Source organism: Microbacterium sp. NPDC086615, from assembly GCF_040686055.1.
Lineage (GTDB): Bacteria > Actinomycetota > Actinomycetes > Actinomycetales > Microbacteriaceae > Microbacterium.
In genome coordinates, this window is sequence record NZ_JBFBJJ010000006.1 from 79,798 (window position 1) to 95,580 (window position 15,783).

General features: G+C 70.9%; 12 protein-coding genes. 7 read left to right on the forward strand and 5 right to left on the reverse strand.

Annotated elements, in window-relative coordinates:
* The first annotated feature begins 33 nt into the window (after positions 1 to 33).
* The 3 genes from AB0O24_RS08140 (at position 34) to AB0O24_RS08150 (ending at position 3,608) form a co-directional block, all read left to right on the forward strand.
* Positions 34 to 1,323 (forward strand): diacylglycerol kinase family protein, encoded by a 1,290-nt coding sequence (locus AB0O24_RS08140; RefSeq protein ID WP_363373922.1) that lies wholly within the window; start codon positions 34 to 36, stop codon positions 1,321 to 1,323.
* A gap of 75 nt (positions 1,324 to 1,398) precedes the next feature.
* A complete protein-coding gene (locus AB0O24_RS08145) occupies positions 1,399 to 2,769 on the forward strand; it encodes a deoxyribodipyrimidine photo-lyase (RefSeq protein WP_363373924.1) in 1,371 nt (456 codons plus the stop codon).
* A 41-nt stretch (positions 2,770 to 2,810) separates the two neighbouring features.
* Entirely contained in the window at positions 2,811 to 3,608 is a 798-nt protein-coding gene (locus AB0O24_RS08150; RefSeq protein WP_275795984.1) for a nucleotidyltransferase domain-containing protein, read from the forward strand.
* A gap of 69 nt (positions 3,609 to 3,677) precedes the next feature.
* Here the strand turns inward: AB0O24_RS08150 and AB0O24_RS08155 are convergent, their stop codons facing one another.
* The gene (locus tag AB0O24_RS08155) at positions 3,678 to 4,097 is read right to left on the reverse strand and encodes an Asp23/Gls24 family envelope stress response protein (protein WP_363373926.1); all 420 of its coding nucleotides are present in this window, start codon (positions 4,095 to 4,097) and stop codon (positions 3,678 to 3,680) included.
* A 121-nt stretch (positions 4,098 to 4,218) separates the two neighbouring features.
* Entirely contained in the window at positions 4,219 to 4,524 is a 306-nt protein-coding gene (locus tag AB0O24_RS08160) for a hypothetical protein (RefSeq protein WP_363373928.1), read from the reverse strand.
* Positions 4,525 to 4,623: 99 nt separating this feature from the next.
* Here AB0O24_RS08160 and AB0O24_RS08165 point away from each other — a divergent pair, with 99 nt between their 5' ends.
* Positions 4,624 to 5,661 (forward strand): LLM class flavin-dependent oxidoreductase, encoded by a 1,038-nt coding sequence (locus AB0O24_RS08165; RefSeq protein WP_363373931.1) that lies wholly within the window; start codon positions 4,624 to 4,626, stop codon positions 5,659 to 5,661.
* Between the two features lie 170 nt (positions 5,662 to 5,831).
* Here AB0O24_RS08165 and pheA read toward each other — a convergent pair whose 3' ends face one another.
* Complete coding sequence (pheA, locus tag AB0O24_RS08170) at positions 5,832 to 6,794, reverse strand: prephenate dehydratase (RefSeq protein ID WP_275795988.1); 963 nt, start codon at positions 6,792 to 6,794, stop codon at positions 5,832 to 5,834.
* Between the two features lie 229 nt (positions 6,795 to 7,023).
* Between pheA and AB0O24_RS08175 the strand changes: the two genes are divergently transcribed.
* Positions 7,024 to 9,249, forward strand: coding sequence for a glycosyltransferase family 2 protein (locus tag AB0O24_RS08175; RefSeq protein ID WP_363373934.1), 2,226 nt, complete (start codon positions 7,024 to 7,026; stop codon positions 9,247 to 9,249).
* Positions 9,246 to 10,790, forward strand: coding sequence for a carbohydrate-binding protein (locus AB0O24_RS08180; protein WP_363373937.1), 1,545 nt, complete (start codon positions 9,246 to 9,248; stop codon positions 10,788 to 10,790). The genes AB0O24_RS08175 and AB0O24_RS08180 overlap by 4 nt, the downstream gene beginning before the upstream one ends.
* On the opposite strand, the gene AB0O24_RS08185 is transcribed toward AB0O24_RS08180, so the two are convergent.
* Together AB0O24_RS08185 and AB0O24_RS08190 are read right to left on the reverse strand one after the other, a co-directional pair.
* Complete coding sequence (locus AB0O24_RS08185; RefSeq protein ID WP_363373940.1) at positions 10,757 to 12,922, reverse strand: ATP-binding protein; 2,166 nt, start codon at positions 12,920 to 12,922, stop codon at positions 10,757 to 10,759. The genes AB0O24_RS08180 and AB0O24_RS08185 overlap by 34 nt on opposite strands.
* Positions 12,915 to 13,568, reverse strand: a complete 654-nt coding sequence (locus AB0O24_RS08190) for a response regulator transcription factor (RefSeq protein ID WP_363373942.1) — start codon at positions 13,566 to 13,568, stop codon at positions 12,915 to 12,917. The genes AB0O24_RS08185 and AB0O24_RS08190 overlap by 8 nt, the downstream gene beginning before the upstream one ends.
* Positions 13,569 to 13,705: 137 nt before the next feature.
* Here AB0O24_RS08190 and pgm point away from each other — a divergent pair, with 137 nt between their 5' ends.
* On the forward strand, positions 13,706 to 15,352 hold the full coding sequence (pgm, locus tag AB0O24_RS08195) for a phosphoglucomutase (alpha-D-glucose-1,6-bisphosphate-dependent) (RefSeq protein ID WP_363373944.1): 1,647 nt from the start codon (positions 13,706 to 13,708) through the stop codon (positions 15,350 to 15,352).
* The last annotated feature ends 431 nt before the right edge of the window (positions 15,353 to 15,783 follow it).

Here is a 15,783-nt window from a genome sequence, read left to right on the forward strand (position 1 = left end):
TCGCACCCCTCGCGCGGTCCTATGGTGGATGCCATGGCCGCCCCTGACGAGCCGCGTGACGACGCGGAGTCCCCCGAGAACGTCCCCCACGACGCCCCCGCCGACGTGAAGGCCGACGCGGCCGCAGCCGATGGCTCCCACGAGCACTTCGACGCCGCTCGCCTGGGTGACGACGTGGCCGATCATCCGCGCAAGGACGTCCCGCATCCGAAGGACGCCGCGGAGCCGGACGACACCATCCATCAGCCGGAGGACGTCGCGCCCGACTCGTCGGCGGAGATCCCGGGCAAGACGCAGCGCGTCGACGCCGAGGGCGAAGAGGCTCCGATGGACGCCGAGCCCACGCGGAAGAAGCGCGCCGCCCTCGTCTACAACCCCACGAAGGTCGAGCCCGAGGTGCTGCGTGCCCGGGTGGCCGAGCTCGCCGCCGACGCCGAGTGGGCCGAGCCGCTGTTCTACGAGACGACCGTCGACGATCTCGGCGACGACGCGACCCGCGCCGCTCTCGACGAGAAGGTGGATGCCGTGCTCGTGGCCGGCGGCGACGGCACCGTGCGCGCGGTCGCCGAGGCCCTCACCTCCACCGGCATCCCGCTCACGATCGTGCCCAGCGGCACGGGCAACCTTCTCGCGCGCAACCTGAACCTCCCGCTGACCGACACCGACGCGATGATCCGCGCCACCTTCGAGGGCGACATCCATTCCATCGACACCGGGCTGGCTCGCATCCGCCGCGCCGACGGCGAGGTCGAGGAACACGGGTTCTCGGTCATGGCCGGCATGGGCCTGGACGCCGCGATGATCCAGAACACCCGCGACGACCTGAAGAAGCAGGTCGGCTGGGTCGCGTACGTCGACGGCGCCGCCCGCTCCCTCGTGAACGCGAAGCCGTTCCGCGTGATGTACCAGTTGGACGAACACCGCCTGCACTCGGCGAAGGTGCACAGCGTGCTCTTCGCGAACTGCGGCGCCCTGCAGGGCGGCGTGGCCTTGATCCCCGACGCCTCGATCGCCGACGGTCGCCTCGACGTGGCCGTGCTGCAGCCGACCGGAGTGCTGGGCTGGCTGGGCGTCTGGCGGAAGATCGTGTGGGACAACTCCGTCCTGCGCCGCTTCCGCGCCGGTCGCCGCGTGCTCGAGCGCCGCAAGGACACCTCGGTGCGGTACCTCCGCGGCACGGGCATCGAGCTGGCGACGGCACCGGCACAGCCGATCGAGCTCGACGGTGACGAGTTCGGCGAAGCGACGCGCATCTACACGCGCATCGTGGCGGGCGGTCTCGTCGTGGCGCTGCCGAAGGGGCACGACGTCTCGACGCTCTGACGGGGCCGGCGGGCCGATCGCGCGGGCGGGTGTCAAGCCCGGATCGGCGGATGCCGGGGTGGATAGCGTCGAGGGATGGCTTCGCCCTCGATCGTGTGGTTCCGTGACGACCTCCGACTGACCGACAACCCCGCGCTGCGCGCGGCCCTCGACCGCGAGGAGCCGATCGTGGCGCTGTACGTCCTGGACGAGGAGTCGGACGGGGTGCGCCGGATCGGCGGGGCGGCGCGCTGGTGGTTGCACGGGTCTCTGGCATCCCTCGGCGAACGGCTCGAGGAGCGCGGCGGACAGCTGGTGCTGCGTCGAGGCCGCGCGGCCGAGGTCGTCCCGGCCGTCGTCGACGAGGTCGGTGCGGGGGCGGTGTTCTGGAACCGGCGCTACGGCGGGGTCGAACGCGAAATCGACGCGCAGCTCAAGGAGAAGCTGCGCGACGACGGCGTGACGGTCGCGTCGTTCGCGGCGAACCTCCTCTACGAACCGTGGACGGTGCGCACGCAGGCCGACAAGCCTTACGGCGTGTACAGCCCGTTCGCGCGTGCGGTGCAGAAGCTTCCCGCTCCGCGTCCGCCGATGCCGGAAGCGCGCAAGGTCCCGGGGTTCGACGGGCACGTCGACGGCGACGAGCTCGGCGCCTGGGAGCTGCTGCCCACGAAGCCCGACTGGGCCGGCGGCCTGCGCGAGACGTGGGAGCCGGGCGAGCCGGCCGCGAAGACACGGCTGCGGGAGTTCCTCGACGACGACCTCGGCGACTACTCGACCTATCGCGACGAGTTCGCGGGAGGCGCGACCTCGAACCTCTCGCCGCGCCTGCGCTGGGGAGAGTTGAGTCCCTACCAGGTGTGGCACGACACGATCGAGCACCGCGGCTCGGGAGAGCACGCGAAGAGCGCGAGCGGGTTCCTGTCGGAGCTCGTGTGGCGCGAGTTCGCGTGGCACGTCACCTACCACTCCCCCGACATCGCGACCGTGAACTGGCGCCGCAACTTCGACGCGTTCCCCTGGCCGCGCCTGAACCGCGCACACCTCGAGACCTGGCAGCAGGGCAGAACGGGCGTCGCGGTCGTGGATGCCGGGATGCGTCAGATGTGGAAGACCGGCGTCATGCACAACCGGGTGCGCATGGTGACGGCATCCTTCCTGATCAAGAACCTGCTGATCGACTGGCGACACGGGGAGCAGTGGTTCTGGGACTGCCTCGTCGACGCGGATGCCGCGAGCAACCCCTTCAACTGGCAATGGGTCGCGGGATCCGGCGCGGATGCCGCCCCGTACTTCCGCGTGTTCAATCCGGACACGCAGCGCAAGAAGTTCGACCCGCACGACGAGTACGTGCGGGAGTGGGCACCGGAGTTCCTGAGCGAGAATCCGCCAGAGCCGATGGTCGACCTCGGCGAGACGCGTCGGCGGGCGCTCGACGCCTACGCCGAGGTCCGGCACGGCGGCTGACGGCTCCCCGTGCGCACGACGCCGGGCGCTATCGTCGAGCGATGCGCGCCGTGCCGTCTTCCCTCGACCCCACCGTCGTCGCCGAGATCGACCGGAGGTTGGCGACCGTCGAAGCCGAGCACCGGGTACGGATCCGGTGGGCGATCGAGAGCGGAAGCCGCGCGTGGGGATTCCCCTCGCCCGACAGCGATTACGACTGCCGCTTCCTCTTCGTCCGGCCCGTGGAGAGCTACCTCTCGCTCTGGCCCGAGCGGGATGTGATCGAGACACCGCTCGACGAGATCTTCGACGTCAACGGTTGGGACCTCGCCAAGACCGTCGCGCTGATCGTGAAAGGTAACGCCACCGCTATCGAGTGGCTCAACTCACCCATCGTCTATTCGGGAGACGAGACGTTCCGCGCGGACCTGCGGGCACTCGCCGAGGAGACCGTGGAGCGCGCCGCGATCGGTCGGCACTATCTGCACGTCGCCCGCCAGCAGCGAGCGGGCGCGAGCAGCCTGAAGCGGTTCTTCTACGCCTTGCGGCCGGCAGCCGCCCTGCGCTGGCTCGAGACGCACCCCGACGCCGTGGTCCCACCGATGGACCTGCCTCGCCTACTCGCTGAGGGCGATGTCGGCGGCGATGTGCGCGACGCCGCGACCGAGCTGATCGCGCTCAAGGCGCGGACGCGCGAGCTGGGCACCGGGGCAGCTCCGGACGTGCTCGAACGGTTCGTCACGGACCAGATCGAGGCGGCTGCTCCCTTCGAAGACGCCCCCCTGCACAAAGACCCGGCGATGGTGCGCAGCATCGCGGATGCCTTCTTCCGCTCCCAGGTGACGTCCCCGTCCCGATGAGCACCTGCTCCGGCCTCCGGACACGCGAAAGGGGCGCCACCTCTCGGTGACGCCCCTGACAGACGGGTGTCAGTTGACGCGCGTGTCGTCCGCGGCATCCTCGTCGTCGTCGCCCGGGATGTAGACGTCGACCACGGTCACGTTGATCTCGGCGACCTTCATGCCGACGAGCTCGGTGATGGCCTGGTGCACGGCCGCGCGGACGTCCGACGCGACACGCTGCAGCTGCTCGGGGTAGTCGACCTGGATCGCGATATCGGCGGAGACCTCGGTCTCGCCCACCTCGACGCTCACGCCCTGCGCGTAGTCCTTCGCGCCCACGGCCTGGCGGATGTTGCCGATCACGCGGGCCGCACCGCCACCGAGGGCGTGGACGCCGGGAACCTCGGCCGCGGCGATGCCGGCGACCTTCGCGACGACGGCGTCGACGATGACGGTCGAGCCGCCGTCCTTCGTAGCGGTGGTGGGGGTGGTGGTGGGGGTGGCCATGTCACTTTCCTTCCGTCGTCTCCGGGACCGTGTGTCCCGCGATGTCACAGGTAAGACGAGGCGGGAAGCGGATTCGTCACGAGGATTTCCTGAGAGAAAGCTGGGGATGGATGCCGCGGGTTCAGGCGTCGAAGAATCCGCCGTACGGGTCGTCGGAGTCGCCGGTGTCGCGCGCGTCGTATGGGACGGTCTCGACCGAGAGGATCGCGCGCGAATGCGGGGTGAAGAGGGCGCTCACCTCGCGGTTGCCGACGACGACGAACGACACGAAGCCGCCGCCCGCGTGGACGGCTTCCTCGATTCGCGCCTTCAGCGCGACGAGGTCCTGCCCCTGCGCGAGGAAGAAAGATGCCTCGTCGATCGCAATCTGCGTCCGCACCATCGTGCTCCTGTCGCTTGGCATGTCACCGGGCTGATCGTCGTTCATGCCCGGGAGGCTAGGCGGCTCGGGTGAAGACCGCGAGGGGGGTTGCCGTGTGCACGGCGACGGAATACACAGCGCCTCCGCGGGGTTCTCTCCACCGTGATGCCCTCCCTCTCTGTTCTCGACCTCGTCCCGGTTCGTGCGGGACAGACCAGCGCTCAAGCCGTGGCCGCGGCCCTCGACCTGGTGGAGCGCGCGGACCGCCTCGGGTATCGCCGGTACTGGTTCGCCGAGCATCACAACATGCCCGCTGTCGCGTCGACGACTCCCCCCGTCCTCATCGCCGCCGCCGCCGCTCGCACCTCGCGCATCCGCGTGGGGTCGGGCGGCGTGATGCTGCCGAACCACTCGCCGCTGATCGTGGCCGAGCAGTTCGCCGCACTCGAGGCGATCGCCCCCGGCCGCATCGACCTCGGTATCGGCCGAGCTCCCGGCAGTGACCCGGTCATCACCCAGCTGTTGAACCGCTCCGGTACGACGAGCGACGTCTCCCGCTTCCCCGACCACGTGACCGACATCATGGCGCTCACCTCCCCCGAGGGTGCCACGGTCCGGTTCACCTCGGGCACCGAGTATCAGGTCAAGGCCACCCCCTTGGCATCCGGGATGCCGGAGATCTGGCTGCTCGGTTCCAGCGATTACTCGGCGCAGCTCGCGGCTTCGTTCGGTCTGCCGTACGTGTTCGCCAACCATTTCTCGGGCGAGGGACTCGATCACGCCCTGCGCCTGTACCGCGACCAGTTCGTCCCGAACGAGTCGGGTGAGGGGCCCCGCACCTTCGTCACCGCCAACGTCGTCGCCGCGCCCACCGCCGAAGAGGCGGAGGAGCGGGCGATGCCGCAGCTGCGGATGATGGCGCGACTGCGCACGAACCGTCCCCTGACGCCGCTCGAGACGGTGGAGCAGGCGAAGGCCGATCCGTTCGACGCGATGGCGCAGTCGATCATGGCCTCGACGCGGCAGAAGTGGTTCGTGGGCACGGGTGCTGACGTCCAGGCGCAGCTCGCCGCCTTCGCCGCGCAGCACGGCGTCGACGAGATCATGGTGTCGCCCGTCGCGGGCGCGTACGACGGCGAGGGTTCTGAGGGGCGCGCCCAGACGCTCGAGCTCATCGCGGCGCCGGCGGCCGTCGCGGCCTGACGGTCTGTGGTCCCGGTCCCTTCGACAGGCTCAGGCACCTCCGCAGGCTCAGGGACCTCCGCAGGCTCAGGCACCTCCGCAGGCTCAGGCACCTCCGCCGCGCGACCACGCATGCATCGCACGCGAGGTGGCTGAGCCCGTCGAAGCCACCGGGAGCAGCGGGCGGGCCGTCAGGCCTCGGGCTCTCCGCTCAGCAGGCCGCGGAGCCAGTCACGGGCCTCGACGAAGACGTCGTCGCTGTACCGCTGCGGGTAGCGGACGATCGCGCGGTCCGCACGCGCGTACGAGCCGAGGAAGATCACCTTGGGGCTGAACCGGCGAAGGCCGAGGAGGGCATCGGCCATGCGCTCGTCCTGCACGTGTCCGTCGGCGTCGATGACGAAGCGATAGCGACCGAGCGCGTCGCCGATGGGGCGGGATGCCAGAAGGCTCAGGTTGATGCCCCGGGTGGCGAACTGCTCGAGCAGTTCGAGAAGCGCACCCGGGTGGTCCTCGGGCAGCTCGACGATGAGCGAGGTCTTGTCGGCCCCCGTCGGCGGGGCCGGGGCCACGGTGCGGCTCACGAGCACGAAGCGCGTCACCGCGTTGGGATTGTCGCCGATGTTCTCGGCCAGCACCGCGACATCGTGGTGGGCGACGATGCCGGGAGCGGCGATCGCGGCATCCGCGGCGCTCGTGCCGTCGAGAACACCGAGGGCGCTCGCGACGTTGCTCTCGGCGGGCAGGTGCGCGTGCGCGGGCACGTGCTCGCTCAGCCACTTCAGGCACTGGCCGTACGCCACGGGATGAGCGGCGACGAGCGACACGTCGGCGAGGGTCGCGCCCGGACGCCCCACGAGCACGAAATTCACCGGCACGAGGTACTCGCCGACGATGCGCAGGCCCGGCACCGTGGCCAGCGCGTCCTGCGCGGTGGAGACGCCGCCGTCGACGGAGTTCTCGATCGCGATCATCGCGGCATCCGATCGCCCCTCGACGACATCCGCGAGCGCCTCGCCGACATTGCGGACGGGCCGCCAGATCTGGTCGCGCGCCTCGGGCACCTGGGCGAGCGCGGCCTCGGTGAAGGTACCGGCGGGGCCGAGGTAGCTGTAGGTACGGCGGACGGGGGTGTGGTCTGTGTCGGGCAGCACCGGCTCAGCCTAGTGCGCCGGGATCGAGCGGAGTTGTGCCGACCCGCTCGGTCGCGGCGGCCCCCTCGGCGGCGGAGCCCGGCATCCATTCGCAAACCACCTGAATCGGTGGGCGAACCACCCGTGCCGTCGACGACGAACGAGGACGATACGACGTAGGCGTCGACCCCCACCGATGCCTGCCCGGCGGGACCCGACCCGCCGGGCACTCGCTCGAAGGCCAGCCACCATGCCCGAGAAGACCATCGTCGTTCCTCCTCGCCGTCAGCGCGGAACCGACCGCGACGCGACACCGCAACCCGTCACGCACGCGCGCCCCTCCGCGCGACGCATCGCCCGCGCGCGCCTCGCCGTGGTGCTGTGCGCGCTCATGTGGGTGCTGTACTGCGCCACCGTCGTCGTCGCCCTCTCACGCGGCGGGGCGCTCGTCGACGCCGCCCAACTCATCACCACCGCGGTGTTCCTCGTCTCGGTCACGTTCCTCACCCTCTCGGCGTGCATGCACCTGCTCGCGCGCTCCGGCGCCCTGCCGCGATTCGCCGCCCACCGGCGGACGCGCCGCATCGTGCTCGACGAGCACTTCGCGGGCCGCGAGCCCCGGCTCACAGCGCTGCTGCCCTCGCGGGCGGAGGATCCCGCGCTCGTGCGGATGGGGCTGTGGTCGGTGGCGCTGCAGGAGTTCCCCCGCATCGACATCGTGCTGCTGCTCGACGACGACCCCTCCCCCGTCGACGACGACGCGCGGGCGGGGCTGGAGGGATGCCGTCGGCTCACCGACGAACTCACGGCGACGCTGCGTCCCGTCGTCGACCGGGTCGAGGCTGCCGCTGCCCGGATACGGGACGAGGCGATCGGCGATGCGGAGGCGACCGAGGTCGTGATGCGCGAGCACGCCGCGTGCGCCCAGTGGCTGCGGGCTCGCGCTGCGGAGGAACCCGCGACGACGCACGTGGAGGTGTTCTTCGTCGAACAGGTCCTGGGACGGCTCGCCGGCGAATTGGATGCCACGGCCACCGCGCTCAGCGAGGCCGCGGAGGCCGGGGAACCACCGCTCGCCGTCGAACGCGCCCGTCACCTGATGGATCGGCTCGTGCGGACCTTCGGCTTCCGAGCCCGGACCTTCGAACGGCGCCGGTACACGAACCTCCCGCACACGGCGAACAAGGCCATGAACCTCAACGCGTACCTCGGGCTGATGGGCGGCCGGTACCGCGAGCAGGCGGGGGTCGGGGGTGTCGCCCTCGAGCGGGTCGACGAGGGCCCCGCGGATCTCGACGTTCCCGAGAGCGACTACGTGCTGACCCTGGACGCCGACTCGATGCTGCTGCCCGGGTACTGCATGCGTCTGATCCACGCCCTCGAACAGCCCGAGAACGCCGGCGTCGCCGTGATCCAGACTCCCTACTCGGCGTATCGCGGAGCACCGACGCGCCTGGAACGGCTCGCGGGGGCGACCACCGACCTGCAGCACATCGTCCACCAGGGGCTGACCGCCTTCGACGCCACCTTCTGGGTGGGGGCGAACGCGATCCTGCGGTGGGAAGCCGTCCGCTCGCTCCGGCGTGAAAGCCGGGAGGACGGCATCCGCGTCGTCCGGTTCATCTCCGACCGCACCGCGATCGAAGACACCGAGTCGTCGATTGACATCGCCGCGCACGGGTGGTCGCTGCTGAACTACCCGGAGCGGCTGAGCTACAGCGCGACGCCTCCGGACTTCGGGACGCTGGTGATCCAGCGGCGGCGGTGGGCGGACGGCGGACTGCTCGTGCTGCCGAGACTGCACGCGTTGGCGCTCCAGCGTCGGCGCGAGGGGCGGCCGCTCGGGCTCGCGCAACGGCTGCTGAGGATGAACTACCTGGGCTCGGTGTCGTGGGTGACCCTCGGGCTGCTCGCGGTCCTCACCCTGTACCCGATGGACGGGCAGTTGGTCACGCTGCTGCTCCTGCTCATCGCGGTGCCGTACTTCACCGAGATGGCCTCCGACCTGCACGCGCTCGGCTATCACCGCCGGGACGTCGCCGCGATCTACGGGCTGAACCTGCTTTTGCTGCCCGTGAACCTCGCGGGAAGCGCCGCCTCTCTCGTCCAGGTGTTGAGCGGTCGACGAGCCCGATTCGCCCGCACCCCGAAGGTCTCGACGCGAACCCGCGTGCCCGCTCTGTATCTGCTCGCTCCGCTCGCGATCGCGGGCATCGCGATCGCGGTCGCCGTTCGATCCGTGTTCACTCAGGCGTGGGGGACGACGGTGTTCGCCGCCTTCACGGCGCTCGCGATCCTGTGGGCGATCACGCGGCTGATCGGCATCCGGCACACGGTCTCGGACCTGTGGTTCGCGTGGCTCGACTGGATCTGGGTCACCCCGGTGGTGCCGGCGCCCGCGCCCGACCTCGGTCGCGCGCGCTGGGCGGCCGTGCTCGACGACGGCCCGTTGGACGCGACCGGAGCCGTCGCGTGAGCCCCGTCATGGCACCCGCCCGCTCGCGCTTCGCGGGGCGACGCCTGTCGTTCGGGCGGGTCGCGTTGACCGTGCTCGCGGCTCTCGCCGTCGTCGGGGCCGGGGCCGCGGCTGCCGTCGTGCCCGTCCTCACGACGCCGGCCACCGCGCCGGGCTCGGACCGGTGGTTCGCCGGCTACTACGACGTCACGCTCGACAGCGGCGAGCAGCTCGCGCGGAGCACCATGGCTGAGGGCCCGGGCGGAATCGTGCTCGCGTTCGTCGTGGCGGCCGGAGACGCCGACTGCACGCCGACCTGGGGTAAGGCGTACACGCTCGACGACGCGGCATCACGATTCCACCTCGACCGCCGCGTGGAACGCCTGCGCCGCGAGGGGCGCCCGCTCGCCGTGTCGTTCGGCGGCGCGATCAACACGGAACTGGCGTCGGCCTGCTCCACCGTGGACGCCCTCGCCCGCGCCTACGGTCTGGTTCTCGACCGGTACGGCATCGACGTCATCGACCTCGACATCGAGGGCGACGCGCTTCGCGACACCGCGGCGACGGCGAGACGGGCGGCCGCGGTCGCCCAGCTCCAGCGGGAGCGCGCCGCGGACGGACGCCCGCTCGACGTCTGGCTCACCCTGCCCGTGGCCCCGAACGGACTGACCGACGACGGTCTCGCGCAGGTGTCGTCGCTGATGGATGCCGGGGTGTCGATCGCGGGGGTGAACGCGATGACCATGAACTTCAACGCCGACGACCGCTCGGTGTCGATGGCCGACCTGTCGATCGGCGCGCTGCGAGCGACCGCCGCGCAGCTCGAGACCGCGTGGAACGAACGGAAGCTGCCGCTGCCCGCCGGAGGGGCGTGGTCGCTGCTCGGAGCGACGCCGATGATCGGGCAGAACGACGTCGCGCACGAGGTGTTCAGCCTCGACGACGCGCACGCTCTCGCGGCGTTCGCCGACGAGGTGGGTCTCGAGCGCCTGTCGTTGTGGTCGGTGAATCGCGACCGTACCTGTGGCACCAACTACCCGCATCCGCGGACCGTGTCGGTGTCGTGCAGCGGCGTCGAGCAGGCGGGAGAGACGTTCTCGGACGTGCTGGGCGCCGGGCGCGACGGCACCCCCTCGGGGCGGATCGCGCCCGAAGACGACTCCCCCGTCATCGCGGACGATCCCGTGACCAGCCCCTTCCCCGTCTGGTCGTCGCAGTCGTTCTACTCGGCGGGCGTCTTCGTCGTGTGGCACGGGTCGGTCTACGTGTCGAAGTGGTGGAACGAAGACGGCGCGGTCCCGGATGACCCGACCCTGGATGCCGCCGCCTCGGCCTGGACCTACGTCGGTCCCGTGCTGCCCGGCGACAAGCCCTACGCCCTGCCTCAGCTTCCGGCGGGGACCTATCCCGAGTGGGTCGCGGGCGACCTCTACAACCAGGGCGACCGCGTCATGTACAACGGCAGCGGGTACGAGGCCAAGTGGTGGTCTCGGGGTCAACGCCCCGACCGATCCGTGACGGACCGGGACTACTCGCCCTGGAAGCTCGTGACCGAGCCCTGAGCGGCGCCCTCAGCGGTCCCGTGAGCGGCATCCTCGAAGAGGAGCGGTCGTCCGTCGATCGTGACGCTCGCCACCGTCTGTCTTCCCGGCGGAAGGAGCCGACCGACGGCACTCCGCTGCGCCTGGGCCACCGCGTCGACCATCCAGGTCGTCACGGCGCGGATGTCGGTGTCCGACAGGCTCTGGTCGCTGTCGTCGAGCAGGACCACGTCGACGCCGCGACCGCGCGCCGCCGCGACCGCTCCGCGCAGAGGCTCGCGAGACAGAGCGCCCGCGCGCAGGCCGTCGCGGAGGGATCCCTCGAGCGCGGCGTACTCCCGCCGGTCGGCGTCGGACACCGGGAGCCCCTCGCCGATCCGGGAGAGCAGCGGGACAACGGTGCGCGCCAGATCGTCGGTGCGCTCGCGCAGCTCCGCACTCGCGCCGCGCGACCAGCTCTCCTGCTCCGCCGCCGCGACAGCCTGATCATGGAGCGCGGCGACGCGTCGTTGCATCCGTCGGACGATCAGCAGCATCACCGTGGCCATGACGACGATGAGGGCGGGACGGGTAGTCAGGGTGAGAATCTGACCGACGGGAACGCGGTCGATGATCCCGCCGACGACAACCACGGCGACCACGACCGCCGCAGCGACCAGAGCGACACCGAACCGGCCCCGGACCGCGACCCCGACCAACAGGAACGCCAAAGCGACGATGGGCCAGAGCTCGCCGTACGTCATCGGCGCCGCGACCATGGTGATGACCGCCCCGAGCACCGCCGCCGCGACGACGACGATCGTCCGCCCCCGCGTGGGAACGAGTCCCGGGGATCGCCGGAGGACCTCCGCGGCGACGACGACCACGAGCAGGATCGCCAGCTGACGCGGCCACGAGGACGGAGCGTTGATCACCATGACAATGGCGCACAAAACCTGCAGTGCGACGAAGCCGACACCGACCAGGGCTGTTCCGCGCAGCAGAGATCGACGATCACCCAGCGCCGTGACCTCGGCGGCGCTCGCCGGGACGTATGACAGGACGACGCGCGTCCCCTCCCCCGGCGCGGACTCCACTCGTGCCGCGGTGCCGGGGAGCCTGGCCATCCGGCCGACGATGCTCTGACGCACACCCAGTCGATCGTCCGCGATGCGGGACGGGTCGAATCCTTCGCCATCATCGGCGATCTCGACCTCGACGACCCCGCCGCTCGCACGGACGCTCAGGGAGCGGCGTGCTCCGGGGGCATGGCGTCGGGCATTGTCGAGGGCCTGACGGGCGGCGCCGAGGATCGCCTCCCGGGTCGCGGGCGGCAACGGCGGTACGTTCTCGGCAGGGCCGACGAACTCGGCGCCGAAGGCGCGAGCCTCCGCCGCGAGAGCGGCTTCGAGAAGCTCGGCGCCACCGGCGTCATCGTCGACGAGACGTGTGAGCATGTCCGCCGCGCGCCGCGCCTGAGTGGCAAGTCGGTCCGTCGGCACCGGAAGCGGGGATGCCGCCAACGCGAGCGTCGCGAGGGCCTCGTCGTGCACGAGCGCTGCCGTGCGCGTGCGGGCCGCGAGTCGCCCCTTCTCGGCGTACTCGCGAGAGCCGGCCTCTCGTCGCGCGGCAGCCGCGTCGTCGAGCACCGCCCCCGAGGAGAGGACGTATCCGCCGAGGACGCAGATGACCGATGCGGTGAGGACCGCGTGCGCGTCGTTGATGACACCGTCGACGTCGAAGCCGCCGAACACCAGGCGATACAAGACCCCCGCCGCGGCCCCGTAGAGCACCGTCATCCAGCCCCACCGCATCCCACCCGCGACGAGAGCGGCCGCGACCGTGGCGCTCGAAGCCGTCAGTGGCCATGGCATCCGTTCCACGTGCCCTGCGTGCGCCGCCAGCGGGAACAGGGCGACGAAGACGACGTACATCGCCACCGCCACCGCGGCTCCGGCGCGGAGGGTGCGTGTCCCGAGCAGCGACGATAGGAGGCCGACACCGAGAGTGACGGCCCCTGCGGTGATCCCGAGAGCGCCGTACCAGAGCGGGAGGACGTTGTTGCCCGGACTCACGAAGCCGGCGTTGACGACGGCGACGACGACCACCAGGAACGCTGACGCCCGCATGACGACGAGGCGGGCGGCGCGCAGGCCCCTCTTCTCGTCAGACACGGCGGGGGCCGGGGACGAACCCGTCTTCGATCCCGCGCTGATACAGCTCGACCTTGGACGTCGCCGGGCGGCCCACCAGTTGATAGACAGCGCGGATGCGCCGGAGGTGATCGTTGACGGTGTTCTCGGAGATGAAGAGCTGGGTGGCGACCTCTCGGGCGCCGAGTCCGGACGCGTACAGGCCGAGCACCTCCCGCTCGCGCTCGGTGAGGGGCGCGCCCTGCAGCAGCGGGTCGGCGTCGACGGCGGATGCCCACTCGGTCGTGGCGACGTGTTCGCCGGAGGCGGCCGTCGTGATCGCCTCGAGCACGGCTGCCGGCGGGGCGGACTTGCGGACGATTCCCGCCACGTCGACCCTCGAGGCCGCCCGCACGAGGAAGGGATCTTCACCCGAGGTGAGCACGAGGACGTGCGCGCCCCACCGCCGCAGGGAGGCGACGTTCTCGGCGGGAGTGGAACCGTCGCGAAGGCTCAGGTCGAGGAGCACCAGATCGGCGTCGCGAGGGCGGGAGACCAGAGCCGCGACGGTGTCGGCGTGCCGCGCAAAGCTCAGGCGCTTCGCATCCGCGAGGAGGTTCTTGACCGCCAGAGCGACCAGCTCGTGGTCGTCGACGATCGCCACGCGCGCATCAACTCCGGCACCCATGGCGATGAGTATGACGTATGCGCGTGCATAGGGTGAAAACTCGGGAAAAGGCCGACGGGAACGCTCCGGGCCGACGGATTCCCTTGGAATGTGCCGTCGCGTGTGCGCATGTCGGATGCACCGGGCAGACTGGGCACATGAGCAGTCGCGCAGGGCAGCCCGCAGAGGCATCCGATCTCATCGACATCGACGAACTGATCGCGGCGTACTACGACCGCAGACCGGATGCCGCGATCCCGGAGCAGCGCGTCGCATTCGGCACCAGTGGTCACCGCGGATCCTCGCTGAGCACGAGCTTCAACGAGGACCACATCCTCGCCACGACCCAGGCGATCGTCGACTACCGCGCCGCGCAGGGCATCACCGGACCGCTGTTCCTCGGTCGTGACACGCACGGCCTGTCGCTGCCCGCCGAGCGCAGCGCGATCGAGGTGCTCGTCGCGAACGGCGTCGACGTGCGGGTCGACGCCCGCGACTCGTGGGTTCCGACGCCCGCGCTCAGCCACGCGATCCTCACCTACAACCGCGGCCGCGCTCTCGATAACCCGGGCCGTTCCGACGGCATCGTCGTCACCCCGTCGCACAACCCGCCCCGCGACGGCGGCTTCAAGTACAACCCCCCGCACGGCGGCCCCGCCGACACCGACGCAACCGGCTGGATCGCCGATCGCGCGAACGAGCTCATCGCCGCGGGTCTCGAGGGCGTGAAGCGCACCCGTCACGCCGACATCGACCTCGACAGCCTCGGCCAGTACGACTTCCGTGACGCGTACGTGCGGGATCTGGCATCCATCATCGACGTCGATGCGATCAAGAACGCCGGAGTCCGCATCGGCGCCGACCCGCTGGGCGGAGCATCGGTCGAGTACTGGGCGCTCATCGCCGAGGTGTACGGCCTCGACCTCACCGTCGTGAACCCCGAGGTCGACCCGACGTGGAAGTTCATGACCTTGGACTGGGACGAGAAGATCCGCATGGATCCCTCGTCGCCGTCGGCCATGGCGTCACTCGTCGCCGCGCGTGACGAGTACCACATCCTCACCGGCAACGACGCCGACGCCGACCGTCACGGCATCGTCACGCCCGACGCGGGGCTGATGAACCCCAACCACTACCTCGCGGTCGCGATCGACTACCTGTTCTCGCACCGGCCGAACTGGCCCGCCGACGCCGCCGTGGGCAAGACCCTCGTGTCGTCGATGATCATCGACCGCGTCGCGGCCTCGCTCGGGCGGCAGCTGCTCGAGGTTCCGGTCGGCTTCAAGTGGTTCGTCCCCGGGCTGCTCGACGGCTCCGTCGCCTTCGGCGGCGAGGAATCCGCGGGAGCGTCGTTCCTGCGCAAGGACGGCACCGTGTGGACCACCGACAAGGACGGCATCCTGCTCTGCCTGCTCGCCGCCGAGATCCTCGCGGTCACCGGCAAGACGCCGTCGCAGCGGTACGCCGAGCTCGAGGCCGAGTTCGGTGCCTCGGCCTACCAGCGCGTCGACGCCCCCGCGTCGCCCGCGCAGAAGTCGGCCCTGTCGAAGCTGTCGCCGGATGCCGTGACCGCCACCGAACTCGCGGGTGAGCCGATCATCGCGAAGCTCTCGCACGCGCCCGGCAACGGCGCCGCGATCGGCGGCCTGAAGGTGCAGACCGAGTCCGCGTGGTTCGCCGCCCGCCCCTCCGGCACTGAAGACGTCTACAAGCTGTACGCCGAGTCGCTTCGCGGCGAGGAGCACCTGCGCGAGGTGCAGGAAGAGGCCCGCGCGGTCGTGTCGGCCGCGCTCGGCCAGGCGTAACCCCCTCGTCGAAAGCGGCGTCGTCCTGCGGGGCGGCGCCGCTTTCGCGTGCGGGGGCCCGTGCATGCGCGGGCCGTCAGGCGGAGTCCGTGAGAGACACGCCGGCACCACGGCCCCGCTCGCGGCGTGTCAGGCACGAACTCCGCGCGACGGCACGGGAACGGGGGATGCCACAGCCCCGGGCAGTCCGAAGAACATCGGGCCACGGCATCCGGGGCTGCGGGCCGTCAGGCGGAATCCGTCGATGACACGCCGACACCACGGCCCCGCTCGCGGCGTGGCGGGCACGAACTCCGCACGACGGCACGGTTGTGCCACAGCCCCGGGCGCTCGGGAGAACATCGGGCCACGGCATCCGGGGCTGCGGGCCGTCAGGCGGAATCCGTCGATGACACGCCGACACCACGGCCCCGCTCGCGGCGTGGCGGGCA

Bases quoted from the DNA above. Each gene is read 5' to 3' on its own strand.
- AB0O24_RS08140 (WP_363373922.1), top strand. From the start codon at position 34: ATGGCCGCCCCTGACGAGCCGCGTGACGACGCGGAGTCCCCCGAGAAC.
- AB0O24_RS08145 (WP_363373924.1), top strand. From the start codon at position 1,399: ATGGCTTCGCCCTCGATCGTGTGGTTCCGTGACGACCTCCGACTGACC.
- AB0O24_RS08150 (WP_275795984.1), top strand. From the start codon at position 2,811: ATGCGCGCCGTGCCGTCTTCCCTCGACCCCACCGTCGTCGCCGAGATC.
- AB0O24_RS08155 (WP_363373926.1), bottom strand. From the start codon at position 4,097: ATGGCCACCCCCACCACCACCCCCACCACCGCTACGAAGGACGGCGGC.
- AB0O24_RS08160 (WP_363373928.1), bottom strand. From the start codon at position 4,524: ATGAACGACGATCAGCCCGGTGACATGCCAAGCGACAGGAGCACGATG.
- AB0O24_RS08165 (WP_363373931.1), top strand. From the start codon at position 4,624: ATGCCCTCCCTCTCTGTTCTCGACCTCGTCCCGGTTCGTGCGGGACAG.
- AB0O24_RS08175 (WP_363373934.1), top strand. From the start codon at position 7,024: ATGCCCGAGAAGACCATCGTCGTTCCTCCTCGCCGTCAGCGCGGAACC.
- AB0O24_RS08190 (WP_363373942.1), bottom strand. From the start codon at position 13,568: ATGGGTGCCGGAGTTGATGCGCGCGTGGCGATCGTCGACGACCACGAG.
- pgm (WP_363373944.1), top strand. From the start codon at position 13,706: ATGAGCAGTCGCGCAGGGCAGCCCGCAGAGGCATCCGATCTCATCGAC.